The sequence below is a fragment of the Myxococcus qinghaiensis genome, from assembly GCF_024198215.1.
Taxonomy (GTDB): domain Bacteria; phylum Myxococcota; class Myxococcia; order Myxococcales; family Myxococcaceae; genus Myxococcus; species Myxococcus qinghaiensis.
In genome coordinates this window covers 169,449-193,130 of record NZ_JAKCFA010000020.1, presented here as the reverse complement: position 1 = coordinate 193,130, position 23,682 = coordinate 169,449, and the positions used below count along the sequence as shown (strand labels likewise).

Genomic DNA, 23,682 nt, shown 5'->3' with positions numbered 1-23,682 from the left:
CGCTGGTACCGAGCGACCCGGTGGGCGCCCCACATCCCGCTCCTCTTCCTAGCTTCTGGCTAGCTTACGGTGACTTGGTGGCTTCCGCGCCACCTTCCAGGGTCGCCGTCGTGATACCGCGCTCGGCGTTGAGCTCCGTGCGCAGCTTGGCCTCCTCCACGAGGTAGTTCTCCGCCGCGCTCTTGAGCTGGCGCGCCTTCTTGATGCCCACACCCGGAACGTCGCCCAGCTTCGCCAGGTCCTTCTCGTTGGCGATGTCCTCCACCGTGCGGTAGCCGGACGCCATGAGCTGTTCGATGGTCTTCTCGCCAACGCCGCGCACGCGGGCCATGCGCTCGGCCTGGGACAGCTCGTCGGGGTGGCGGCGAGCCTCGGCCAGCCGGGCCTGCTCCCTTTCATAATCCATGCGGGACAGTTCCGCCTGGTCTTCACCCATGCGCGTCCGGGCCGCCTCCTGCATGGAGGGGACGCGGGCGGGGTCCACGCCGGGGATCTGCGCCAGCATCTCCGCGTTGGCCTCGGCCACGTCCCGAGCCTGCCGGAAGCCGTGGGCGTAGAGCGTCTCCACCAGCATCTCGTTGACGCCCGGCAGCGAGCCCAGCGACTTGCTGGCGAACTCGCGCATCTCGCGCACGCGGCTCTCGCTGTTGATGTCCAGCTTCCAGCCCGTCAGCTGGGCCGCCAGGCGCACGTTCTGGCCGCGCCGGCCGATGGCCAGGCTGAGCTGGTCGTCCGGGACGATGAGCTCCATGGCGTGGTTGGACTCGTCGATGATGACGCGGCTGACCTCCGCGGGCGCCAGCGCCGAGCACACGAAGCGGGCCGGGTCCTCGTCGTACGGGACGATGTCGATCTTCTCTCCGCGCAGCTCCTGCACCACCGCCTGCACGCGGCTGCCCTTCATGCCCACGCACGCGCCCACCGGGTCCACGTCCGAGTCCCGGCTGGAGACGGCGATCTTCGCGCGCCCGCCCGGCTCGCGCGCGGCGGCCTCGATGACGACGATGCCCTCGGCGATTTCGGGCACCTCCATCTCGAACAGCTTGGTGAGCAGGTTCACGGAGGCGCGGCTGAGGACGATCTGCGGGCCCTTGGACTCGCGCAGCACGTCCAGCACGTAGGCCTGGACGCGGTCGCCGGGGCGGTAGGTCTCACGGGGGACCTGCTCGCGCACCGGCAGCACGGCCTCCGCGCGGCCCAGGTCCACGATGATGTTGCCGCGCTCGAACCGGCGGGCGATGCCGGTGACGATCTCGTTCTTGCGGTCCTTGTACTCGTTGAAGACGTTCTCGCGCTCCGCGTCCCGCGTGCGCTGCAGGATGACCTGCTTGGCCGTCTGCGCGGCGATGCGGCCGAAGCCGCGGCGGAAGGTCTTCAGCCGGAGGATGTCGCCGTACTGGTCGTCCTGGGCCTTGGCCTCGTTGGCGTCCTCGTCCCGGTAGAAGATCTGGAAGACGAGCTCGTCGCCGGGCTCCACTTCCATGCCCTTCTTGTGGGCCTCCGCCAGGATGATCTGATTGACCGCCTGAACCGGGTCGGTGATCTCCTCGACCACGACGATGGCCTGGAACAGCTCCACCACGCCTTTGTCCGCGTCGTACTTGGCCTCGAGGTTGCGGTCCTGGCCAAAGTGCTTCTTGGCCGCGGTCTTCATCGCGTCCTCAAGGGTGGCAATCAGCACAGCCCGGTCGATGCCCTTGTCCTTGGCGACCTGGTCCAGGACGAGGTTGAGGTTGACGCTCGGGTTGGCTTGCTGCGTAGGCATGGTCTTCTCCTGAATGGGCCACGGGCCCCCCGCGCGGCAGGGTGCCCTGTATGTCGACGTCTAGAACTCGAACTCCAGGTTCGCCTTGGCGATGTCCTTGAAGAGGATGCGGAAGGTTCCGGCGCCTTCCACCTCCACCGAGATGCTGTCGCCCGCCACCCCGGTCAGCGTGCCAGTGAAGCTCTTGCGCGGCGGCTCGCCCACCGGCCCGAACGTCTTCACCTTCACCTTCTGCCCCTGGACGCGCTCGAAGTGGTCCGGCTTCCTCAACGGCCGGTCCACCCCAGGGCTGGAGACCTCCAGGCTGTACTCGTGGGGGATGAAGTCCTCCACGTCCAGCACCGGGTCCACCGCGCGGGACACCTGACTGCACTCGTCCAGTCCCACCCGTCCCCCTGGCTTGTCGATGAAGAGTCGCAACACCCAGCCCTCGCGTTCCCGGACGAACTCCAGGTCCACGAGCTCCAGGCCCTCGCCCGCAACGAGGGGTTCGAGCACCGAAATGGCCCGTTCCTCCACCGTCTGCTTGAGGTTCTTCTCCGACATAACCGGGAAACCAGACTCCAAAAACGCGAAAAGCGGGCACAGCGGCCCACTTTTCGAGGTGCACATCGAAAAATGTCGGCGCGTCCGTAACACACGCCCCAGCGGGGTGTAAAGGAAGGACGCTCCCTCTCGGGTCACGTGAAACCTGCCCAACAGGGCAAGGAATTCCCAGGGGTTCCGAGCGCCGGACGGGCGTTATAACGGGCCCATGCACCTCATCGCCGCCGCCCAGATGGTGTCCACCGCGGACAAGGCCTTCAACGTGGAAGTCGCCACCCGGCTCGTCCGGCGCGCCTGCGACCTGGGTGCGCGCCTGGTGGGATTGCCAGAGAACTTCTCATGGATGGGACCGGAGCCCGAGCGCCAGGGCGCGGCGGAGGGCCTGGAGGGCCCCACCCTGTCCCGGATGGCGGAGCTGGCGCGCGAGCGGAAGGTGACGCTGCTGGCCGGCAGTGTCCTGGAGACCGGAGCCCCCGGCGGTCGGCTCTACAACACCAGCGTCCTGTTCGGCCCGGACGGCGAGCGGCGGGCCGTCTACCGGAAGATGCACCTGTTCGACGTGGAGGTGGGGGATGGTGCGACCTACCAGGAATCCGCCGCGGTGGCGCCGGGGACGGAAATCGTCGCGGCGGACACGGAGGTGGGTCGGCTGGGGCTCTCGGTCTGCTACGACTTGAGATTTCCGGAGCTGTACCGTCGGCTGTCCAAGGACGGGGCGACGCTGCTGGCGGTGCCCGCGGCCTTCACGCTGATGACCGGCAAGGACCACTGGGAGGTGCTGCTGCGGGCGCGCGCGATTGAGAACCAGGCGTACGTGCTGGCGCCCGCCCAGGGTGGCCGGCACTCGGTCCAGCGGCAGACGTATGGCCACGCCATGGTGGTGGACCCGTGGGGGCTGGTGACGGCGAGGGCGTCGGAGGGCGAGGGCCTGGCCGTCGCGCCGGTGGACCCGGAGCTCCAGTCTCGCATCCGTCGCGACCTGCCCTGCCTTCAACACCGCCGATTGGATTAGCCTGGGGGAACCTGATTTTCCGGACGGACCCCTTCTCGTGAATGGTCGACGTTGGCTCCCCATGCTGCTCGCGCTCGCGCTCCCTGCTTCGCCGCTCGGCTGCACCGCCGAGGACGCGCCCGCCGTGCCCACGACGTCCAACACTCCAGCACCCGTGCCCCGTGCGCACCTGCGTGGGCTGAAGGGGAACGTCCAAATCAAGCGCGCCACCGCCGACGAGTGGAGCATCGCCAGTGATGACGTCCCCCTGTTCGAGAACGACAAGGTCCGCACCGAGGCGGGCGCGGGCGCGGACCTGGTCTTCAGTGGCAACGGGAGCACGGTGCACCTGGGCGGCGACTCGCTCATCGGCATCGCTGAAACGCGCCCGAGGCCCGGCCGTCCTCGTACGGACCTGACGGTGCTTCGCGGTCGCATCGACGCGGAGCTGGAGCAGCCCTCCACGCAGTCGCTTTCCGTGAACACGCCCGCGGCCACCATCCAGGCGGGAAGGGAGATTGTCTTCCAATGAGGACGACCCTGTTCCTGCTCGCGTGGCTGAGCGCCGCGCCCCCGGACACCACGGTGGTGGGCCCCCAGGAGTCCCTGCGGGAAGTCGCGGAGCGCGTCCTCGGTGACGCGAGCGCCACCGCCGAATTGCGCGCGCTCAACGGCCTGGCCTCGGACGCCGTCGCCCCGGGCACGCGTCTGAGGCTGCCGGGCCAGGAGCGAGCCCTGGCGCTCAAGGCACTCGAGACGGCGCGCACCCTCGTCGCCCAGGCGAAGGGCGAGGGAGCCCTCCGGGAAGCCGAGGCACGGCTGAGCGAGGCCGAGGTCTCCTTCCGCGCCGCGCGCTATGCGCAGGCATCCGAGGCGGCCAACGCGGCGGGGACGCTGGTCTCCACCGGACGCGCCCCCCACCCTTCCGCCTTCAGCGTGCACGTGGAGCCGGACGCGGGCACCACCACCGTCAGCGTCACCCGAGGGCCGCCGGTGCGCGTGGAGGCCGAGGGTGTCACGCGGCCCGTTGCCTCCGGCGAAACCGTCCTCGTGGAGAAGGGCCAGCCTCCCGTCGCGCCCACCCCGCCCCTCGCGGTGCCCCAGCCCGAGCAGCCCGAACAAGGCGCGGTGCTGAAGCGACGCGCGGACAAGGACAAGAAGGACCGACTGGGGCCGGTGAAGTTGACCTGGGCGGCGGTGTCCGGCGTGGAGCGTTATGAAGTCGAGGTCACCCGGGAGTCGGGAGGCGCGGCCATCGTCACGCAGACGACCACTGCGCCCGAGCTGAGGCTGCCCCTGCTGCCCGCAGGACGCTACGCGTGGACGGTGCGAGCGGTGGGCGCGGCGGGTCGCTCCGAGCCGTCAGCCGTCCGCCGGTTCGAGCTCGTCCCCGCGGACCTCCCCATCAACGTCAAGACGGGCCCGTGGCAGTAGGCCCTGGAGGAGCCGCCCTGTGCGTCTGTTCAAAGCCATCCTCCTGTTGATGCTCGTCGTCAGCATCGTCCCCACCCTGATGGTGGGGTGGCTGTCCGTCTTCCACACGCGCGAGCTGCTGGTGCGCGACGCGCAGGAGCTGGCGCAGGAGCGGGTGAAGCAGCTTCGGCTCAAGGCCGAAATCTTCCTGGGCGAGCCCACCGAGGCCGTCATGGGCCTGGCCCGCGTGCCCAACTTCTTCGGACTGCCCCTGCAGGCGCAGCAGACGCATCTGGCGTCGGTGCTCTCGCAGCGCCGCGAGGTGCTGGCCATCACCGTCTTCGGTCCGGATGGAAAGCGCCTCCCCGGACTCCAGGCCTTCTCTCGTCACGACGTGCCGCCCACCGCGCTCGCCGCGCACGAGGAGCGCGGCCGGTCGCTGCTCGACGGCGGCATGGAGCGCCCGCGTTACTCCGACGTGGTGGCCACGGGAAGCAATGGGCCGGTGCTGACGCTGGCCTTTCCGGTGGGCGAGCCCGTGAAGGGCTTCATCGCCGCGGACCTGTCGCTCGCGGGCTTGCGGAAGATGCTGGAGCAGGAGCGCGTGGGCAGCACCGGCTTCGTGTACCTGTCCGACAACCTCGGGCACCTCGTCGTCGGCGGAGGGGGCGTGGCGGCGCTGGGCGGGGACGTCTCCCAGCGCAGCCCGGTGGCGCACCTGCTGCGGCAGCTGGCCAGCACTCCGGACGCGGAGCTGTTCCATGTCGGCAACTTCGGCGAGGGCCGCGACGCGGTGGTGGCCGCGTACACGGTGCTGCCCGAGACGGGCTGGGCCATCGTCTCCGAGCAGCCGGTGGAGCACGCCTATCGGCAGGTGGAGGCGATGGAGCGCCGCATCCTCCTGGGCCTGGGCGCGGCCATCCTCGTCGCGCTGGTGCTGGCGGCCCTCTTCTCGCGCAACCTCACCCGCCCCCTCAAGGTCTTCACCGACGGCGCCCTGGAGCTGGCGCGCGGGAAGTTCGGCGTGGAGGTGAAGATTCCGCAGAAGAACGAGGTGGGCGAGCTGGCCCAGACGTTCAACTACATGAGCAAGCAGCTGCTCGCGTACGACATGGAGAACCGCGGCCTCTACGAGAGCCTGGAGAAGGGCTATCTGGAGACCATCGTCGCGCTGGCCAACTCCATCGACTCCAAGGACGCGTACACGCGCGGCCACAGCCAGCGGGTGGGTGATTTGTCGGTGGAGATTGGCCGGGAGCTGAACCTCACCGAGCGCGAGCTGCGCCAGCTCCAGTACGGCGGCATCCTCCACGACATCGGCAAGATTGGCATCGTCGAGTCCATCCTCTGCAAGCAGACGAAGCTGACGGACCAGGAGATGGCCATCATGCGCGAGCACCCGGCCATCGGCGACGCCATCATCGGCCCGGTGAGCTTCCTGGGCGCGGTGCGCGCGTGCGTGCGCCATCACCACGAGCGGTGGGACGGCACGGGCTATCCCGACAAGCTCCAGGGCGAGGGCATCCCCCTGCTGGCCCGCATCGTCGGATGCGCCGACACGTTCGATGCCTGCACCTCCACGCGCCCGTACCAGAAGGCCATGCCCCTGGAGAAGGCGATGGAGATTCTCGACAACCTCACCGGCGCGCAGCTGGACCCGCAGGTGGTGGCGGCCTTGCGGCGGGTGATTGCCAAGAAGGGCGTGCGACTGGAAGGCCACCGGCTGCCCGTCAAGCTGGCCTCGTGAGGCGCGCGCTCCCCGCCCGGAAGGATGCTAGGGAGGGCGCATCGTTGTTGAGCTTTCGAAAGGTACGACGTTGAGCTTCTGGGACCGCATCAAGCCCTCGACTCCCTCCGCCACCGCGACGGACGCCCGCCTGTCCGCCGACGGCTCCCACCTGGAGCTGACGTGGGATGACGGCGCGAAGACGGGCGCCTCCGCCCAGGCGCTCCGCCAGCAGTGCCCCTGCGCCGGCTGCGTGGACGAGTGGACGAATCAGCGCACGCTGGACCAGACGAAGGTGCCCGCGGACCTGCGCGTCAAGCAGCTCCACCCGGTGGGCAACTACGCGCTGACCTTCGCGTTCAGCGACGGCCACACCACCGGCATCTACCCCTGGAAGCTGCTGCGCGACATCACCCAGTCCCCCACCGCCTGAGAGCGGCTGCCCCCGGAGAGCCCGCCGTGAACGAACGCTATCGGCTCGTCAGGCCCCTGGCCTCCGGAGGCATGGCGGAGCTGTTCCTCGGCGTGGCCCGGGCCGCGGAGGGCTTCGAGCGCACCGTCGCCATCAAGCGCATCCTCCCGCACCTGGCCCAGGAGCCCGACATCGCGCGGATGTTCCTGGCCGAGGCCCGCCTGGCCACGCAGCTCCAGCACCAGAACATCGCCACCGTGTTCGACGTGGGCGAGAGCCCCTCGGGCCTCTTCCTGGTGATGGAGCTGGTGGACGGCTGGGACTTGGGCGTGCTGCTGCGCCTGGCCGCGAAGCAGCGTCAGCGCTTTCCCGCGCATCTGGCCGCGTTCATCACGCTCCAGGCGCTCGCGGGCCTCCACCACGCCTACCGCAAGCTCCATGAGGGACGTCCGCTGCTCGTGGCCCACCGGGACGTGTCTCCGTCCAACATCCTCGTGTCCCGCGAGGGCGAGGTGAAGGTGACGGACTTCGGCATCGCGCTGTTGAGCGGTGCGTCCTTCACCGCGCCGGGGCTCTTCAAGGGCAAGGAAGCCTACAGCGCCCCCGAGGTCCTCCAGGGCGCGCCCGCCACCGCGCTGAGCGACCAGTTCTCCCTGGGCATCGTCTTCCACGAGCTGCTCACCGGAGCGCACCCCTTCGCGTCCACGATGCAGCCGGGCTCTCTCGCCGTGGCCATCGTCTCGCGGGATGTCCCGCCGCTGCCGCCAGAGGTGCCCGCGCCCCTCGCCGCCGTGGTGCAACGCATGCTGGCCCGTGCGCCCGAGGCACGCTTCGCTTCTCCGGAAGCCGTGGCTGAAGTGCTCGCGCGGTGGCTCGCCCGGTCGGGAGAACCCGCGAGCGCGCATGCCCTCACCGCGTTCCTGACGACGCTCCCCCTGCCGCCCACGCTGAAGGAACAGGGCGAGACGGCGGGCGGCCCGACGTCGGAAGGGCGCGGCACGCCGGCACCCACTTCGGCGGCGGCCTCCTTCTCTCCGGCCATGGATGAGCCCTCGGAGCTGGCGGGCATCGAGATGAGCTCGAGTGGACGGCTCATCCACCGCTGTGTCCGCTGCGGCTCGCCACTGTCCGCTCCTCGCGCGCCCTGCTCCGTCTGTGCCGCGCGGCTCGCGCCTCCCGCCCCGGGGGCCTTCGCGGCGTCGGACGAGAATGCGTCTCCGTTCCTCGCGGCCGGTGCGTTCCCTTCTTTCGAGGACGACACTTCGTTCCAGGGCGCACCCGTCGGGAACGGCGCCTCGACGTCTTCTGGGGCGCCCCACGCACCGAAGACGAAGGCCTTTGGTGCGACGCCACCGGGTCCACAGGGCGGTGCGCCCTCCCGAGCCCCCGCTGTCGCCGCGCGTCGTCCCCCACCGATGGAGGCGGCTTCAGCCACCCAGTCCATCGCCGACAGCATCGAAGGCACGGCGCGCAGGCCCTCGGCGCCGAGCGTGTCTCGCGCGGGCCCCGAGGCCCTGGAGCTGGAGGAGCGCGCTCCGCGTCCCGAGAGCACCTTCGACGCGATTCCCGCCTCGGCTGCTCCCAGGCGCTGGGGCCGACGCATCATCGCGCTCCTGGGTGTCGTGGCGGCGGTGGGCGGCAGCGTGTGGCTCTGGCCTCAGCGCAACCAGGTCTCCGGGCGACTCATGGCCAGCGTGAACCGGCCCATGGCCGCGCCCGTGCTCATGCTCATGAGCGAGCCGTCGGGCGCGACGGTGCTCGTGGATGACAAGCCCGTGGGGACGACGCCGCTGGCGCTCGACAACCTGTATCCGGCAGGCCCTGTCTCCGTGCAGGTGCGCCTCAAGGGCTACCGCACGTGGAAGGGCACCTTCCCTGGGGCCGAGGCCGCGCAGCTCGACGTGAAGCTCCAGCGCTGAGCGCGGACGCGGCGGGGCCACCGGATTCGTGGCCCTCGCCCTTCGTCACTTCACCAGACGCAGGTGTCCCCGACGCGGCGGAGGCGAGTCATCCTTCGGCCCTTCGGGCGGCGGAACTTCAGGAGCAGGCGGCGCTGACGCCACCACCTCGTCCGCGGGCGGCTCGGTGGGCACTTCGCGCAGGAAGGTGCGCGGACGCTCGGCGGCCACGGGCACCGGGAGCGGCTGCGGCGGAGGACGCGCCACGGCGGACTGCTGAAGCAGCTCCGGCGGCATGTCCTCCATGAACATCCACGACTCCTTCGTCACGTGGCTGGCGATGGCGAACAGCGCCGACCAGGGCACCGCCACCGTGAAGCGCGAGCCCGAGAAGCTCAACGTGCAGCGCACTCCCCACTCGGTCACCGTGAGGTCCGGTGGGTCGAAGCGGTACGACAGGTTGAGGCGCAGATGGGCCTCTCCCCGGAGTGATGCGGGAACGAGCACGCCCGGCCTTCGCGCGTCCAGGTGGATCATCACCATCCCCTGGTCCAGCGAGGCGAGCAGCCGCTCCTTCTTGTCCAAATCCTTCGTGTCTTCCATCCGGTGGTACGGCGGTAAGAAATGCGGTCGCGCTCAACGACGGCGCACGGCCCGGTCCATCTCCCGCTTCGTCTCCCGTTCCTTGATGTCGTGGCGCCTGTCTTCGTGTGTCTTGCCCCGACAGAGCCCCAGCTCCACCTTGGCGCGCCCCTGCTTGAAATACAGCACAAGCGGGATGATGGAATAACCACGCTCCCGCACCTTGGTGGTCCAACGGTCAATCTCGGCCCGGTGCATCAGCAGCTTCCGGCCGCGCGTGGGAAAATGGTCGAACACGCTGGCGGACTTGTAGGAACCGATGTGGGCATTGAGCAAGAAGAGCTCACTGCCCTTGGGAAGGGCGTACGAGTCCGAGAGGTTCGCCTCCCCTTGTCGCAGTGACTTCACCTCGCTTCCCGTCAGCTCCAGGCCGGCTTCCACCTTTTCGTCCACGGTGTAGTCGAAGCGCGCACGCCGGTTCTCGGCGACGACCTTGATTCCCTGCTCGCCGCCTGCCGGCCCCTTCGACTTTCCACCCGATGCCATACGTGTCCTGGGTCTCCTAACCGCCAAGCGCCATGTTGTCGATGAGGCGTGTGTTGCCGCTGAAGGCCGCCACGAGCAGGCGAGCGGCCTGCCCGGGTACCACCGAGGTGAGAGGCGTGAGGCGCTCGGCGTCCACCAGCTCCACGTAGTCCTCCCGCAGCCCCGCGGAGGTCAATTCGTGCCGGACGGCGCCCGTCAGCGCCTGGGCGTCCCGCGTGCCGCCCTGCAGCAGCGTCAGCGCGGCCCGGAGTCCTCGCGACAGGGACAGCGCTCGCTGCCGCTCCTCGGGGGACAGGTAGGCATTTCGGCTGCTCATCGCCAGCCCGTCAGTCTCCCGAACCGTCGGCATCCCGACGATGTCCGCGCCCAGGTGCAGGTCGCGGTTGAGCGCGCGGATGACCTGGAGCTGCTGGTAGTCCTTCTCCCCGAAGAGGGCCGCGTCGGGCCGGAAGAGGGCCAGCAGCTGGGTGACGATGGTGGCCACGCCCCGGAAGTGTCCCGGACGGCGGGCGCCACACAGGCCCTGGCTCACCTCCGTCACCTCGACGTAGGTCTCATAGCCGGGCGGATACATGGCCTCCGGCACGGGCGCGAAGACGACGTCGGCGCCGGCTTCGCCACACTTGGCCAGGTCGCCCTCGAAGTCGCGCGGGTAGCGCGAGAGGTCCTCGCGGGGACCGAACTGGGTGGGGTTGACGAAGATGGAGACGGCCACCACGTCGGCGCGACGGCGCCCCTCGCGGATGAGCGAGAGGTGCCCTTCGTGCAAGAAGCCCATGGTGGGCACCAGCGCGAGCCGGCGCCCCTCACGGCGCAGCCCCGCCGCCCACGTCTTCACTTCAGCCACGGTGTGGAGGACGACGGGTGCCATGGCTAGACCGGAATCCCGTAGACGGGGCCGACCTTCTCCTCACCCTCGGCGGGAGCGGCGACTTCGCCCTCCGGAGGCGCGCCCGCGCCCACGGCCGCGGGGGCCACCAGGCGGATGCTCTTGGTCGCCTTGAACGAGTGGTCCTCGTCCGGGAACGCGCCCTGGCGGACCTCCGAGAAGAACGCGCCGGCGGCCTCGGTGATGGAGCCGTGCAGGTTCGCGTAGCGCTTGACGAACTTGGGCTTGAAGTCCGGGTTCATTCCCAAGAGGTCGTAACAGACGAGCACCTGTCCGTCGCAATAACGTCCCGCGCCGATGCCGATGGTGGGGATGGACAGGCTCTGCGTAATCGTGCGCGCCAGCTCCAGCGGCACGCCCTCCAGCACCAGCGCGTAGGCGCCAGCGGCCTCCAGGGCGAGCGCATCGTCGAGAATCTTGCGCGCCTGCTCCTCGTCGCGTCCCTGGACGACATAGCCGCCCATCTTGTGGACCGACTGCGGCGTCAGCCCCAGGTGCCCCATGACGGGGATGCTGGCGCGGACGATGGCGCGGACGGTGTCGGCGAACTCGGCGCCACCCTCCAGCTTCACGCTGCCCACGCCGCCTTCCGTCACCAGCCGGCCCGCGTTGCGGACGGCCTCGTGCGGGGAGACCTGGTAGCTCAAGAAGGGCATGTCTCCCACCACGTGCGCCCGCTTCGCGCCCCGGGTGACCGCCGCCGAGTGGTAGACCATCTGGTCCATCGTCACGGGCAGCGTGGAGTCATGGCCTTGGATGACCATGCCCAGCGAGTCACCGACGAGCAATACGTCCGCACCCGATTGGTCCAGGATGTGGGCGAACGTGGCGTCGTATGCGGTGACCATGCAGATCTTCTGGCCGATCTGCTTGAAGCGCTTCAACGAATGGATGGTGACCTTGTCCTTCACGGTTCACCTCCTGATGGGTGAGGGTGGATACGGCTCAAGCCGCCTCGCTGCCCCTCGCCGTCCCCACTGGGGATCGCCGGAGGCCGCGAAGTCGGCCCCCGCACTCTAACGCCGCCCGGGCGCCCGTGGGACTTCATCAGCGGCCAACCCGACAGAGGCCCGGAATCAGGGCCGCCGGGAGGCCTTGGGCAGGTAATGCTGCGTCCCCGGCTTCGCCTTCCGGATGGCCGCGAGCAAGTCTTCCCGGTCCGCCTCGTTATTCACGAAATCGATATCCGACGTGTCCACCACGAGGAGCGGAGTCTCCGTGTAGTGGAAGAAGAAGTTGTTGTACGCGTGGACCAGGCCCTCCAGGTAGGTGGAGTCGAACTTGCGCTCGAACTCGCGGCCCCGCTTCTTGATGCGCTGGAGCAGCACGTCCAGGCGGGCCTGGAGGTAGACGACGACGTCGGGCTTGGTGACGCGGGGCCCGAGCGCCTCGAAGACGCGCTCGTAGAGGGCCAGCTCGTGGGCGTCCAGGTTGAGGTGGGCGAAGATGCGGTCCTTGGCGAACAGGTAGTCGCTGACCGTGACGGAGCGGAAGAGGTCCTGCTGGAACAGCTCCTGCTGCTGCCGGAAGCGCGACAACAGGAAGAAGATCTGCGTCTGGAAGCCGAACTTCTGCCGGTCCGTGTAGAAGCTGGAGAGGAAGGGGTTCTCCTCCACCACTTCGAGGACACGTCGCGCGCTCAGCCGCTCCGACAGGATGTTGGAGAGGCTCGTCTTTCCGACGCCAATGGGCCCCTCGACCACGATGTACCGGTAGTCCATCCGCCGAGGCCTCCCGACCCGGAATGCGCGGTGCGGCCCATGCCCGCCTCTGACGAGGACGCGGGGCCTCGCGTGGGGGCGCGGATAACACAACATGGCCGCATGGATCGGCAATTTTCCACGACCCGGGGGATGACGGGAACCCCCAGGGCTCGCTTGACGCTGTGGGGGACATCCCCTTACGGTCCGCACCGATTCCATGGTGTGTGCGCGGGGTGCCCTTCAGTCATGAGTGGAAGGCAGCGGGCGAAGACAGTGGTGCGGCTGGAAGAGGCCCGCCAGAGCGCCGCGCCCAAGGCACCGGACGAGCAGCCTCCCGTGGAAGCAGACCCGCTCTACGGCGTGGTGCTGCTCAAGACGGCCCTTGAGTTGAAACGGCGCAAGGACGGCACCGTGGAGGAGATCCTCCGCGACGTGCTGGCCCGCATGCGCATCCCCGAGGCGGAGTTCCGCGCGTTCCTGGAGCAACAGGGCGGACTGCTCCAGGCCCTCGGAACGCGCTGCCGTTAGCGAGGCAGGCAGGCGAGCAGACGCCCGCCCCCTCCCCTACTCTTCCGCGGAACCCTCGTCGTCGGACAGGTCCACCTTGGGCGTCACCGTGCCCGGAGCCACGGGGCCGAGCGCGCGCTCAATCGCCGCGAACTCCTCCGGCGCGAGCGTCTCCGCGCGGCGCATCGGGTCGATGCCCGCCGTCTCCAGCGCGGCCAGAAGCTCAGCGGGTGAGGCCAGCGCCTTGTCGGACTTCAGCGAGTTGAGCAGCGTCTTGCGGCGCTGGGCGAACGACGCCTTCACCACGCGGGTGAAGCGCGCCTCGTCGATGATGGGCGCGCGCGGCGTCTTGCGGCGCGTGAGCGACAGCACCGCGGAGTCCACCTTCGGTGGCGGATGGAAGCGCCAGGCCTCCAGCGTGAGGACGTTCTCCGCGTCGAAGTGCAGGCCGAGCAGCACGGTGAGCAGGCCGTACTCGCGCGTGCCGGGCTCGGCGGCGAGCCGCTCCACCACTTCCTTCTGCAGCGTGAAGACGGCGCGCGAGACGCGGGCGCGCTGCTCCAGCACGCGGAAGAGGATGGTGCTGGAGAGGTGATACGGGAGGTTGCCGATGACGGCGACCTCGGGCGCTCCGGCGACCTCGGCGAAGTCCACGGTGGCGGCGTTGCCGGCCACCACGCGCACCCCGGGGATGGCCTCCTTCTCCAGCACCGTCACCATGTCCCTGTCCCGCTCCACGGCGGTGACGAGCGCGCCGGTGGCGGCGAGGAAGCGGGTGAGGTGGCCCAGGCCGGGCCCCAGCTCCACGACGGGCTCACCCGCGCGCAGGTGCAGCGCGTCCGCGATGGCCTCGAGGGCCTCCTCGTCTCCGAGGAAGTTCTGGCCCCAGCTGTACTTCGGGCGCAGGCCATGGCGCTTGAGGATGTCTCTGGGCGATTCCAACCGGGTGTCCTTGCTCACATGCGCCAGGCGGGGTCAGCCGCCAGACGGAAGTCTCCGCGCAGACCGCGGCGCCAGGCCTCATACCCCGCGACGGCGATCATCGCGCCATTGTCCGTGCACAACCGCACCGGCGGCAGGAACATGCGCAGCCCCCGCTCCTCGGCGCGCTGCTGACACAGCGCCCGCAGCCGCGAGTTGGCGGCCACGCCTCCACACAACACGAGATTCTTGTGGCCCAGCCTGCGCGCGGCGGCCACCAGCTTCTTCGACAGCACGTCCGCCACCGCCTCCTGGAACGAAGCGCACAAGTCGTTCAGCGCCTGTCCCTGGGGCACGCCGTGCTTCTGCACGTGGTGGAGCACCGCCGTCTTCAGCCCGGAGAAGGACACGTCGAAGTTGTCCCCCGGCAATGCGCGCGGGAAGCGGATGGCCGCCGGGTCCCCCTTCTTCGCGAGCTCGTCGATGGGCTGTCCCCCCGGGTACGGCAGCCCGAGGATGCGCGCCGTCTTGTCGTACGCCTCGCCCGCGGCGTCATCGCGCGTGCTGCCCACCAGCTTGTAGTGGCCGAACGCCTGCACGTCGTAGAGGCTGGTGTGTCCCCCCGAGACGACGAGGCCGAGGAACGGCGGCTCCGGCGCGTCCTCCAAGAGCCGGATGGCCAGCAGGTGGCCCTCCAGGTGGTTGGCGCCGACGAAGGGCTTGCCGGTGGCGAGGCTCAGCCCCTTGGCCACCTGGAGCCCCACCAGCAGCGCGCCGATGAGGCCCGGGCCGGAGGTGACGGCGATGAGGTCCACGTCGTCGAGCGTCTTCTGCGCGCGCGTCAGGGCCTCGTGGATGACGGGCATCACCTGGACGATGTGATTGCGTGAGGCCAGCTCCGGCACCACGCCGCCCCAGCGCCGGTGGATGTCCACCTGGGTGGAGACGACGTCCGACAGCACGCGCCGCCCGTCCTCCACGACGGCGGCGGCGGTCTCATCACAGGAGGTTTCCAGGCCGAGGACGAGCAAGGCGACTCACTTCACTTCCAGCAGGGCGGGGAGAGCGCCGGGAGGTCCGCCGCCCACTCAGTTGCCGAGCGTCTTGAGCATCGTGCGGACCTCGTTGGCGGACGCCCCCGAGGGTTCCAGCATCAAATACTTCTTGTAGGCGTCGGCCGCCTGGGAATTCTTCCCGATGGACTGGTAGGCCATGCCCAGCGACAGCCAGGCCCGTGCGTTCCTCTCCTCGTCGCGCACGACATCCGCCAGCAGCTTCGTGGCCTCTCGGAAGGCCGCCTCGGACTCGAAGCCGTTGACCAGGGAGATGCCCAGCCCCGCCTTCGCCTCGGTGGAGCCCGGCTTGAAGGCCAGCGCCTTGCGGAAGAACGCCGCCGCGGACTTGTAGCGACTGCCGACGATGGCGGAGCGCGCCTGCTTGAGGAGCCCCGCGTACTCCGCCTCCGGGTCCACTGCTGCCTGCACGGTGCCGGAGTCCGCCGCGGCGGGGGGCGCTTCCACCACGGCGGTGCCCGCGTCGGGCTCGGCGGCCACGGGCGTCTCGACGACAGCCGTGCCGGAGTCCGTCGCGGCGGGCACGACGACAGCCGTGCCGGAGTCCGTCGCGGCGGGCACGACGACAGCCGTGCCGGAGTCCGTCGCGGCGGGCGCCACGACGACGGCGGTGCCAGAGTCAGCCTCCGCGGGCACAGGCACGGCGAGGTCCGGAGGCTTCGGCGGCGTCTGGACGGTCCCCACCTTCGGTGGCTCGGGAGGCGGCGTGTCCAGCGGCTTCTCGCCTCGGCCTCCGAGGACGACCACCGCAGCCACCGCGCCGATGAGGGCCAGCGCCCCCGCGACGTAGAGCCCCGTGCGCTTGGGGCGAACGGGAGTTCCCTCCGAGTCGGAGGAGGAAGCCAGGCTCGACGGCGTCACCGGAGCGGCGGTGATGACGGGCGTCGGCGCCACCACGGGCGTCGGCGTCACCGGAGTGACGAGCGATGGAGGCGGCGCGGACGGCGTCGGCGGCTCCTCGGGGATGGAGGGCACGGCGACGGGACGCTCGGGAACGCCATGCCCCGGGTACGGAGGCAGCGCGAGCTGCTGCGGCGGCGACGCGGGGACCTCCTCGACCTCCGCGATGACGTCGACGCCGGAGGACTCGTTGCCGCTCACCAGCGTCACCTCGGAAGACGGAGGCGCGGGCGTGGGAGGCGGCACGGGCGGGAAGGGATTGGGCCCCACCGCCGCGCCCCCGAAGATGGGCGCGCGCGAGGCCGTCACGGGCTCGGCGAAGGGAGCGCTCGCGGCCGAGGCCTGTGCAGAGGAGTTCCCGTTCGACCCGAAGCCACGCGGACCCGGCGACCACACCGAGCCCGGGCCCCACGTCGTGGGCGCGCTGATGCCCTCCGTGTCCACCCGGCTCCAGTCGAGCAGCAGGCTGCGGTGCGCGTGCTCCACCGCGCGATGGGCCGGAGGCGGCTCCACGAGGAAGGACGAGCCCTCGGCCACCACGGGTGGCAACGTGGGCGCATCTCCATCCGCATCCGCCGGGTCTTCCACCACCGGGCCCTGACGCTTGGGGCGCGCGTGGAAGACGACGACTTCGGCGGGCATCGCCGGCGCGGGCGCGAGGTGCTCCTCGGGCGGCGCCGTGACGGGCTCTTCCTCCACTCCCGCGGGCGGCGCGAGCACGCTGTGCGGCATGGCGCGCACGGCGGGCGGCTCCGGCGTCACGGGCTCGACGGCGACCGGGGGCTCCGGCTCCACGGGCGCGCTCGGAGGCGGGGCCTGGGGCGCGGGCTCCACGGGCGCGCTCACCGGCGGGGCCGCGTTGAGCCACTGCTCGATGCCGGGCTTGCTGCTCTGCACCGGCTCCAGCGGCGCGTTGCCCAGCTCGCGGATGAGGCCCTCGAAGTACAGCTTGCTGATGATGCCCAGCGCGGCCAGGTCCTCGAAGTCCGAGTCCTCCACCACGCGGCTCAGCGCGCGCTTGCCGTCGAACAGGCGCAGCAGCCCGTTCACCTCGTCCGGAATCTCCGAGAGGCGGTCGGCGAGCTGGTGGTAGTCAATCTCGAACACCGTCTCCAGCGGAGGCAGCTGCTCGAGCATGCGCCCCCACTCGTCCAGGCGCCGCATGCCCTCCATCAACAGGCCCTGCGTGGAGATCTCGATGCGCTCGGGCCTGTCCAGCGAGGTGAACTGGACGTCGAACTGGCCCTCGAACGTGTTGAGCAACCGGTAGAAGGCGTTCTCGCCCTTGAGCCGGCCCAGCTCCGCGTCGATGACACGACCTTCCTTGAAGTAGACGGTGCCGGTGCGCTCGCCCTGGATGGAGATGACGCCCGTCTTGCGGCCAATCTCGAACGTCTGGACCAGGTCCACCACGCCCATGTCGGCGAGGCTGCCGGCGAAGCCACCCTTCGTCGTCTCCCGCTTTTCGATCCTCTCCTTCTCCGCCTTCTGGAGGATCATCTTCACGCGGGTGACGATCTCTTTGATGTAGATCGGCTTGGTCAGGTAGTCGTCGCCGCCGAGTTCCAGGCCGCGCACCTTGAACTCGACCGACTTCTGGCTCGTCAGGAAGACGAACGGGATGAACTTGAAGCGCTCATCCGACTTGAGCGTCTTGCACAGCTCGAAGCCGTCCATCTCCGGCATCTTGGTGTCCGCGAGCACCAGATCCGGCGGGCTGATCTGCACCTTCTCGATGGCGTCCTTGCCGTGGATGGCCGTCGTCACGGAGAAGCCGGCCTTCTTCAGGCTGACCTCCATCACGCGAAGACTCTTCGCGTCCCCATCCACCAGGAGCAGGTGCTGCTTGGCCACGTTACTTGCCTTTCATCACGGAGGACGATTCGCGGAAGTGCCCGGCGCGGGGGAGCATCCTGCCCGCTTTCCAGGCATGTCAATGGGTTGGAGCGGCGGGGAAGCTGGCTGCCCCCCGATCAACCAGGGGGTGCGAGCAGGCCCCGGAGGGTAGCGCGAGCCCCCGGCCGAGGCTCCCATCCGCCGGGGTACGATGTGGGGCGCCGGAGGCGGCCTCAGCGGAAGAATCCCCCCTTCTTGGGTGGGTTCTTCTTCCGCATGTCGATCAGCCGCAGCTCCTGGTTCGCCTCCAGGTGCTTGGAGTTGGAGCGCACCGCGTCGCGGAAGTGGCGCTCGGCCCGGTCCATGTCGCCCTCCACACGGGCAATGACGCCGAGTTGGTAGTGGGCCCTGTCACAGTTCGGGTCGGTGCGGACCGCATCCGCCATCATCTGCTTGGCCTTGGCCATGTCCGCCTTGCGCGAGGGGTCCATGTAGATGGCCCAGGCGCGCGCGGCCAGGTAGGTCGCCTTGGGGTCCAGCGCGTAGGCGCGCTCGTAGTGGTCCGACGCGGTGAGGAAGTCGCGCTTGCGGAAGTAGACCTCGCCCATCTTGTAGAGGTCGTCGGGGCTGCTCTCCGGCCGGCCGGGGGCGGGGCGGGACGACGAGGACGCGTTGCCCTGGGAGGCAGGGGCCCTGGGCAGGGACTGCTGGGCCTGGAGGTTCTGGATGTAGGCCTTGCGACGGGCGTCGTCGTAGAGGACCTCGTAGGCCTCGCGGATGGCCTCGAAGACGGAGGTGATCTTCTGCGCGAGGTGCGGCAGCGTCGGCGGCAGGCGGTCCGGGTGGAAGACCTTGGCCAGGCTCAGGAACGCGGACTTGACCTGATCCCTCGTGGCGTCCTGGGGGACGCCCAGCACGTAGAAGTGGTCCTTGCGGGCCTGGATGTCGGCGAAGCGCTGTTCAATCTGCTGGGCGTGGCGCGCCTCGTCCGGCTTGGGGGGCTCGGTGGGAGCGGCCGGGGTGGCGGCGGGGGCCGGCTCTGCTCCGGGCGTGGCGGTGGCGGTGGGCGGGGGGCCTCGGTTGCCGAGGACGCCCATGTTCTCCATCGCACGGCGCAGCAGGCGCTGGCGCCGCAGCTTCGCTGCCTCGTCGGGGTTGGAGGGATCCGCTGCCACGTCGTCCTCGTCGAAGTCCCAGTCGTCCAGATCACCGGACGGCTCGGACCACGCAGTCTCGCCAGTTGGGCCGGTGTTGTCACCGGGGAAGGTCTCGAAGTCAGATTCAATGGTCGCTTCGACGATGCCTTCGACTGGAGGCTCGTCGACGTTCGCCTGATTGACATCCGAGCGGACGAGCGTCTCCAGGTGGGCATCGACCTGCTGGAGCGCGGCCTCGAAGGAGGCGGTCAGCGTCTCGGCGGCCTCGTCCTTGTCGAAGGAGACGATGCGCCAGAGGTCGTCCTCGGTGGCCTTCCTGCCCGGGGTGGGGCCCAGGCGCAGCGGCGGCGGCGCGGCGGCGGGTGCGGGGCGCGTGGCCCACAGGCTGTCGTCGGCCTCCGGCTCGGCGGGCTCCTCGGTGGGGCCCGGCTCGGGGGCCACGGGCATGAGGACGGGAGGGCCGGCCTTGGCGACGGGGGTGAGGACCGGCGGGCCCGCGGCGGGGCGTGGCGGCAGGGCGGGCGGTGTGGGGAGTGGATCTCCCGCGGGGACCGCGTCGGCCCAGAGCTCGGGCTCCGGCTCGAAATCGAGCAGGGGCAGCTCGGCCTCGGACTCGGCCGGTGGGGTGAGGACGGTGTCCCTCGCGCGCCAGGACTCGTCCTGGACGGGGACCTGGTCCCGTGTCCGCGTGGGGGGCACGGTGCCGGGGGGCTCGTCCGCGAGCCAGGGTTCGAGTGGCTGCGCCCTGGAGCGCCGCAGGGCCTCCTCCATGTCGTGGAGGAGCTCCGCCTGGGCGCGGTCCCTGGCGGAGCGCAGGGCCTCGCGGCTCTCGGCGTGGAGGGGGAGGTCCGCTTGGGCTGAAGACGCCGCGAGCGGCGGGACGTTGGAGGCGCGGGGGAACGGGTTCGCGGGGGGGGCTTCGTCGGGGTCCGCCGGGATGATGTCGCCGACGTCGAGAGTCAGCGCGTCGATGTCATCCGAGGCATCGGCTGCGGGAGTCGACGGGGCGGGGAGCTCGACGGCCTGGGCCTGGCGGGCCTCTTCGGCGAGGCGCTGTTCTTCCGCGAGGCGGGCCTGTTCGGCCTGACGTGTTTCCTTCGCGCGACGTACCGCTTCCGCGCTACGACGCTCGACTTCGAGACGGACTTCCTCGGCGTGACGCGCCTCTTCCTCGAGCCGTGCTTCCTCGGCAAGTCGCTCCTCCTCCGCGAGGAGCTGGGCTTCTTCGGCGATCCGAATCTCTTCGGCCAGTCGAGCCGCTTTGAGGCGACGCTCTTCTTCGGCACGGAGCTGGGCTTCTTCAGCGAGCCGAATCTCTTCGGCACGGCGTTCTTCCTCGGCGAGGACCCGAGCCTCTTCCGCGAGTCGAGCCTCTTCGACCAGCCGGGCCTCTTCGGCGCGACGCTCTTCCTCCGCGCGGCCCCGGGCCTCTTCAGCGAGTCGAGCTTCTTCAGCGAGTCGAGCCTCTTCAGCGAGTCGAGCCTCTTCCGCTCGACGCTCTTCCTCGGCGCGGATCCGGGCCGCTTCTGCCAGCCGGGCGTCTTCCTCGGCACGAAACCGAGCCTCTTCGGCGAGTCGAGCCTCTTCCGCTCGACGCTCTTCCTCGGCGCGGACCCGAGCCTCTTCAGCCAGTCGAGCCTCTTCGGCGAGTCGAGCCTCTTCCGCACGTCGCTCTTCTTCGGCACGAACCCGTGCCTCTTCGGCCAGTCGGGCCTCTTCCGCCAACCGAGCCTCTTCCGCGCGGCGCTCTTCCTCGGCACGAACCCGAGCTTCTTCAGCGAGCCTGGCCTCTTCGGCCAACCGGGCCTCTTCCGCGAGTCGAGCCTCTTCCGCGCGGCGCTCTTCCTCGGCACGAACCCGTGCCTCTTCAGCGAGCCGTGCCTCTTCGGCCAGTCGTGCCTCTTCAGCTCGACGCTCTTCCTCCGCGCGGGCACGAGCCTCTTCGACCAGCCGGGCCTCTTCAGCGAGTCGAGCCTCTTCGGCCAGCCGCGCCTCTTCAGCGAGCCGCGCCTCTTCAGCGAGCCGGGCCTCTTCAGCAAGCCGGGCCTCTTCAGCGAGCCGCGCCTCTTCAGCAAGCCGCGCCTCTTCAGCCCGTCGAGCCTCTTCGGCCAGCCGGGCCTCTTCAGCCAGCCGCTCCTCTTCCGCGATCCGAGCCTCTTCCGCTCGACGCTCTTCCTCGGCACGGATCCGAGCCTCTTCGGCGAGTCGTGCCTCTTCAGCGAGTCGCTCTTCCTCGGCGCGGACCCTGGCCTCTTCCGCGAGTCGAGCCTCTTCCGCGAGTCGGGCCTCTTCCGCCAGCCGGGCCTCTTCGGCGAGTCGAGCCTCTTCCGCGAGTCGCTCTTCCTCGGCGCGGACCCGGGCCTCTTCCGCGAGTCGAGCCTCTTCCGCGAGTCGAGCCTCTTCAACTCGACGCTCTTCCTCAGCTCGGACCTGAGCCTCTTCGGCCAGTCGGGCCTCTTCAGCGCGACGCTCTTCTTCGGCACGAACCCGTGCCTCTTCGTCCAGTCGTGCCTCTTCAGCGAGTCGAGCCTCTTCCGCCAGCCGAGCCTCTTCGGCTAGGCGTGCCTCTTCCGCTCGACGCTCTTCCTCGGCACGGATCCGAGCCTCTTCGGCGAGTCGTGCCTCTTCGGCGAGTCGTGCCTCTTCGGCGAGTCGTGCCTCTTCGGCGAGCCGCTCTTCCTCGGCACGGATCCGAGCCTCTTCGGCGAGTCGTGCCTCTTCGGCGAGTCGTGCCTCTTCGGCGAGTCGTGCCTCTTCGGCGAGTCGTGCCTCTTCGGCGAGCCGCTCTTCCTCGGCGCGGACTCGAGCCTCTTCCGCGAGTCGAGCCTCTTCGGCTAGGCGTGCCTCTTCCGCTCGACGCTCTTCCTCGGCGCGGACCCGAGCCTCTTCGGCGAGTCGAGCCTCTTCGGCTAGGCGTGCCTCTTCCGCTCGACGCTCTTCCTCGGCGCGGACCCGAGCCTCTTCCGCGAGTCGAGCCTCTTCCGCGAGTCGCTCTTCCTCGGCGCGGACCCGAGCCTCTTCGGCGAGTCGAGCCTCTTCCGCCAGCCGAGCCTCTTCCGCCAGCCGAGCCTCTTCCGCCAGCCGAGCCTCTTCCGCGAGTCGAGCCTCTTCAGCTCGAAGCTCTTCTTCGGTGCGGACCCGAGCCTCTTCAGCCAGTCGAGCCTCTTCGGCGAGTCGAGCCTCTTCCGCACGTCGCTCTTCTTCGGCACGAACCCGTGCCTCTTCGGCCAGTCGGGCCTCTTCCGCCAACCGAGCCTCTTCCGCGCGGCGCTCTTCCTCGGCACGAACCCGAGCTTCTTCAGCGAGCCTGGCCTCTTCGGCCAACCGGGCCTCTTCCGCGAGTCGAGCCTCTTCCGCGCGGCGCTCTTCCTCGGCACGAACCCGTGCCTCTTCAGCGAGCCGTGCCTCTTCGGCCAGTCGTGCCTCTTCAGCTCGACGCTCTTCCTCCGCGCGGGCACGAGCCTCTTCGACCAGCCGGGCCTCTTCAGCGAGTCGAGCCTCTTCGGCCAGCCGCGCCTCTTCAGCGAGCCGCGCCTCTTCAGCAAGCCGGGCCTCTTCAGCAAGCCGCGCCTCTTCAGCGAGTCGGGCCTCTTCAGCCCGTCGAGCCTCTTCGGCCAGCCGGGCCTCTTCCGCGAGCCGAGCCTCTTCAGCGCGACGCTCTTCCTCTGCACGAACCCGAGCTTCTTCAGCGAGCCGAGCCTCTTCAGCGAGTCGAGCCTCTTCAGCGAGTCGAGCCTCTTCAGCGAGTCGAGCCTCTTCAGCGAGCCGCGCCTCTTCAGCGAGCCGCGCCTCTTCAGCGAGTCGGGCCTCTTCCGCGCGACGCTCTTCCTCCGCACGAACCCGAGCCTCTTCAGCGAGCCGGGCCTCTTCAGCGAGCCGGGCCTCTTCCGCCAACCGAGCCTCTTCCGCGAGTCGCGCCTCCTCAATCGCGCGAAGCCTCGCCTCCTCCGCCAGCCGAGCCTCTTCCGCCAGCCGCTCCGCCTCAGCGCGAAGCCGGGCCTCCTCCGCCAGCCGGGCCTCCTCAATCGCGCGAAGCCTCGCCTCCTCCGCCAGCCGAGCCTCTTCAATCGCGCGAAGCCGAGCCTCCTCCGCCCGCCGAGCTTCCTCCTCGGCACGGACGCGCTCCTCCTCCGCCCTCTTGCGCGCGGCCTCCTCCTCCTGCCTCCGCGCCTCCTCCCTCGCCTCCCACTCCTCCACCGACAGCGCTTCGACCCCACCCTCGCGCTCCAGCACGAGCAGCAGCGCCTCACGCGCGGGCGTCAGCGACTCCGGCTCACGGAACTCCCCCAGCGTCTCCAGCAACTCCCGCTCGGACGCATCCGTCAGCCACGGCTCGCACGCCGCCACATCCGCGCACCGGAACACCCGCCCCTTCGCCCCTCCCGCCCCCGGCCGCTCCAGCGCCGCCCGCACCACCCTCACCCCGGAGATGGGCTGGAACTCCGCCTCCACGCTCCCAGGCTCGAACGCCGCGCGCTCCGCCAGCTCACTCAACCGCCGCACGTGGGCCAGCACCTGCTGCTCCACCACCGCGTCCCGCTCCAGCCCGTGCTCCTCCAGCAGCTCCTCGTCCGCCTCGCCCGCACCACCCCGCGCCCAGAGCGCATCCAACGCCTCCGCGCTCAACAACCCGCTCTGCAACAAGGCCTGCGCCGGACTCTGATATCCGAACCCCAGCCGAGTCCCCACGAGGTCGCCCTCGCGCAACATCAGCCGCGACTCGCGCCCTCCAGCGGACAGCGTCAGCCAGCCCGTGGCTCGGGATTTGTGGGCGGAGTACAGCGCTTCGGCGGCCTGCGACGGAGTCATCCTCGCCG

At 69.9% G+C, this 23,682-nt stretch carries 18 protein-coding genes; 7 read left to right on the top strand and 11 right to left on the bottom strand.

What is annotated here, in order from left to right:
* Positions 1-64 precede the first annotated feature (64 nt).
* Both nusA and LZ199_RS32770 read right to left on the bottom strand, forming a co-directional pair.
* A complete protein-coding gene (nusA, locus tag LZ199_RS32775) occupies positions 65-1,765 on the bottom strand; it encodes a transcription termination factor NusA (protein WP_253997678.1) in 1,701 nt (566 codons plus the stop codon).
* A gap of 60 nt (positions 1,766-1,825) precedes the next feature.
* A complete protein-coding gene (locus LZ199_RS32770; protein WP_253997677.1) occupies positions 1,826-2,311 on the bottom strand; it encodes a ribosome maturation factor RimP in 486 nt (161 codons plus the stop codon).
* A gap of 208 nt (positions 2,312-2,519) precedes the next feature.
* Between LZ199_RS32770 and LZ199_RS32765 the strand changes: the two genes are divergently transcribed.
* From LZ199_RS32765 to LZ199_RS32740, 6 genes are all read left to right on the top strand, one after another.
* Positions 2,520-3,323 carry a carbon-nitrogen hydrolase family protein gene (locus LZ199_RS32765; RefSeq protein ID WP_253997676.1) on the top strand — a complete coding sequence of 268 codons (804 nt, stop codon included), beginning with the start codon at positions 2,520-2,522 and terminating at the stop codon, positions 3,321-3,323.
* Positions 3,324-3,384: 61 nt separating this feature from the next.
* Entirely contained in the window at positions 3,385-3,834 is a 450-nt protein-coding gene (locus tag LZ199_RS32760) for a FecR family protein (protein WP_253997713.1), read from the top strand.
* A complete protein-coding gene (locus tag LZ199_RS32755) occupies positions 3,831-4,736 on the top strand; it encodes a peptidoglycan-binding protein LysM (protein ID WP_253997675.1) in 906 nt (301 codons plus the stop codon). The genes LZ199_RS32760 and LZ199_RS32755 overlap by 4 nt, the downstream gene beginning before the upstream one ends.
* A 19-nt stretch (positions 4,737-4,755) precedes the next feature.
* The gene (locus LZ199_RS32750) at positions 4,756-6,462 is read left to right on the top strand and encodes an HD domain-containing phosphohydrolase (protein WP_253997674.1); all 1,707 of its coding nucleotides are present in this window, start codon (positions 4,756-4,758) and stop codon (positions 6,460-6,462) included.
* Between the two features lie 70 nt (positions 6,463-6,532).
* On the top strand, positions 6,533-6,874 hold the full coding sequence (locus LZ199_RS32745; protein ID WP_253997673.1) for a DUF971 domain-containing protein: 342 nt from the start codon (positions 6,533-6,535) through the stop codon (positions 6,872-6,874).
* Positions 6,875-6,900: 26 nt separating this feature from the next.
* Complete coding sequence (locus LZ199_RS32740; RefSeq protein WP_253997672.1) at positions 6,901-8,772, top strand: protein kinase domain-containing protein; 1,872 nt, start codon at positions 6,901-6,903, stop codon at positions 8,770-8,772.
* 45 nt (positions 8,773-8,817) lie between these two features.
* On the opposite strand, the gene LZ199_RS32735 is transcribed toward LZ199_RS32740, so the two are convergent.
* The 5 genes from LZ199_RS32735 to LZ199_RS32715 all read right to left on the bottom strand — a co-directional run bounded on the left by LZ199_RS32735 (position 8,818) and on the right by LZ199_RS32715 (position 12,489).
* Complete coding sequence (locus LZ199_RS32735) at positions 8,818-9,354, bottom strand: ClpXP protease specificity-enhancing factor SspB (RefSeq protein WP_253997671.1); 537 nt, start codon at positions 9,352-9,354, stop codon at positions 8,818-8,820.
* A 33-nt stretch (positions 9,355-9,387) separates the two neighbouring features.
* Positions 9,388-9,879 carry an SsrA-binding protein SmpB gene (gene smpB, locus LZ199_RS32730; RefSeq protein WP_253997670.1) on the bottom strand — a complete coding sequence of 164 codons (492 nt, stop codon included), beginning with the start codon at positions 9,877-9,879 and terminating at the stop codon, positions 9,388-9,390.
* A gap of 16 nt (positions 9,880-9,895) precedes the next feature.
* Entirely contained in the window at positions 9,896-10,750 is an 855-nt protein-coding gene (panC, locus tag LZ199_RS32725; protein ID WP_253997669.1) for a pantoate--beta-alanine ligase, read from the bottom strand.
* 2 nt (positions 10,751-10,752) lie between these two features.
* Complete coding sequence (gene panB / locus LZ199_RS32720; RefSeq protein ID WP_253997668.1) at positions 10,753-11,679, bottom strand: 3-methyl-2-oxobutanoate hydroxymethyltransferase; 927 nt, start codon at positions 11,677-11,679, stop codon at positions 10,753-10,755.
* A 165-nt stretch (positions 11,680-11,844) separates the two neighbouring features.
* Positions 11,845-12,489, bottom strand: a complete 645-nt coding sequence (locus LZ199_RS32715) for a deoxynucleoside kinase (protein ID WP_253997667.1) — start codon at positions 12,487-12,489, stop codon at positions 11,845-11,847.
* Between the two features lie 228 nt (positions 12,490-12,717).
* Here LZ199_RS32715 and LZ199_RS32710 point away from each other — a divergent pair, with 228 nt between their 5' ends.
* The gene (locus LZ199_RS32710) at positions 12,718-12,999 is read left to right on the top strand and encodes a hypothetical protein (RefSeq protein ID WP_253997666.1); all 282 of its coding nucleotides are present in this window, start codon (positions 12,718-12,720) and stop codon (positions 12,997-12,999) included.
* Positions 13,000-13,035: 36 nt separating this feature from the next.
* Here LZ199_RS32710 and rsmA read toward each other — a convergent pair whose 3' ends face one another.
* The 4 genes from rsmA to LZ199_RS32690 all read right to left on the bottom strand — a co-directional run bounded on the left by rsmA (position 13,036) and on the right by LZ199_RS32690 (position 23,674).
* On the bottom strand, positions 13,036-13,920 hold the full coding sequence (gene rsmA, locus LZ199_RS32705; protein ID WP_253997665.1) for a 16S rRNA (adenine(1518)-N(6)/adenine(1519)-N(6))-dimethyltransferase RsmA: 885 nt from the start codon (positions 13,918-13,920) through the stop codon (positions 13,036-13,038).
* A gap of 14 nt (positions 13,921-13,934) precedes the next feature.
* Positions 13,935-14,930, bottom strand: coding sequence for a tRNA (adenosine(37)-N6)-threonylcarbamoyltransferase complex transferase subunit TsaD (gene tsaD / locus LZ199_RS32700; protein WP_163867376.1), 996 nt, complete (start codon positions 14,928-14,930; stop codon positions 13,935-13,937).
* Between the two features lie 57 nt (positions 14,931-14,987).
* A complete protein-coding gene (locus LZ199_RS32695; RefSeq protein ID WP_253997664.1) occupies positions 14,988-17,726 on the bottom strand; it encodes a response regulator in 2,739 nt (912 codons plus the stop codon).
* Between the two features lie 215 nt (positions 17,727-17,941).
* Positions 17,942-23,674 carry a DnaJ domain-containing protein gene (locus LZ199_RS32690; protein WP_253997663.1) on the bottom strand — a complete coding sequence of 1,911 codons (5,733 nt, stop codon included), beginning with the start codon at positions 23,672-23,674 and terminating at the stop codon, positions 17,942-17,944.
* Positions 23,675-23,682 lie beyond the last annotated feature (8 nt).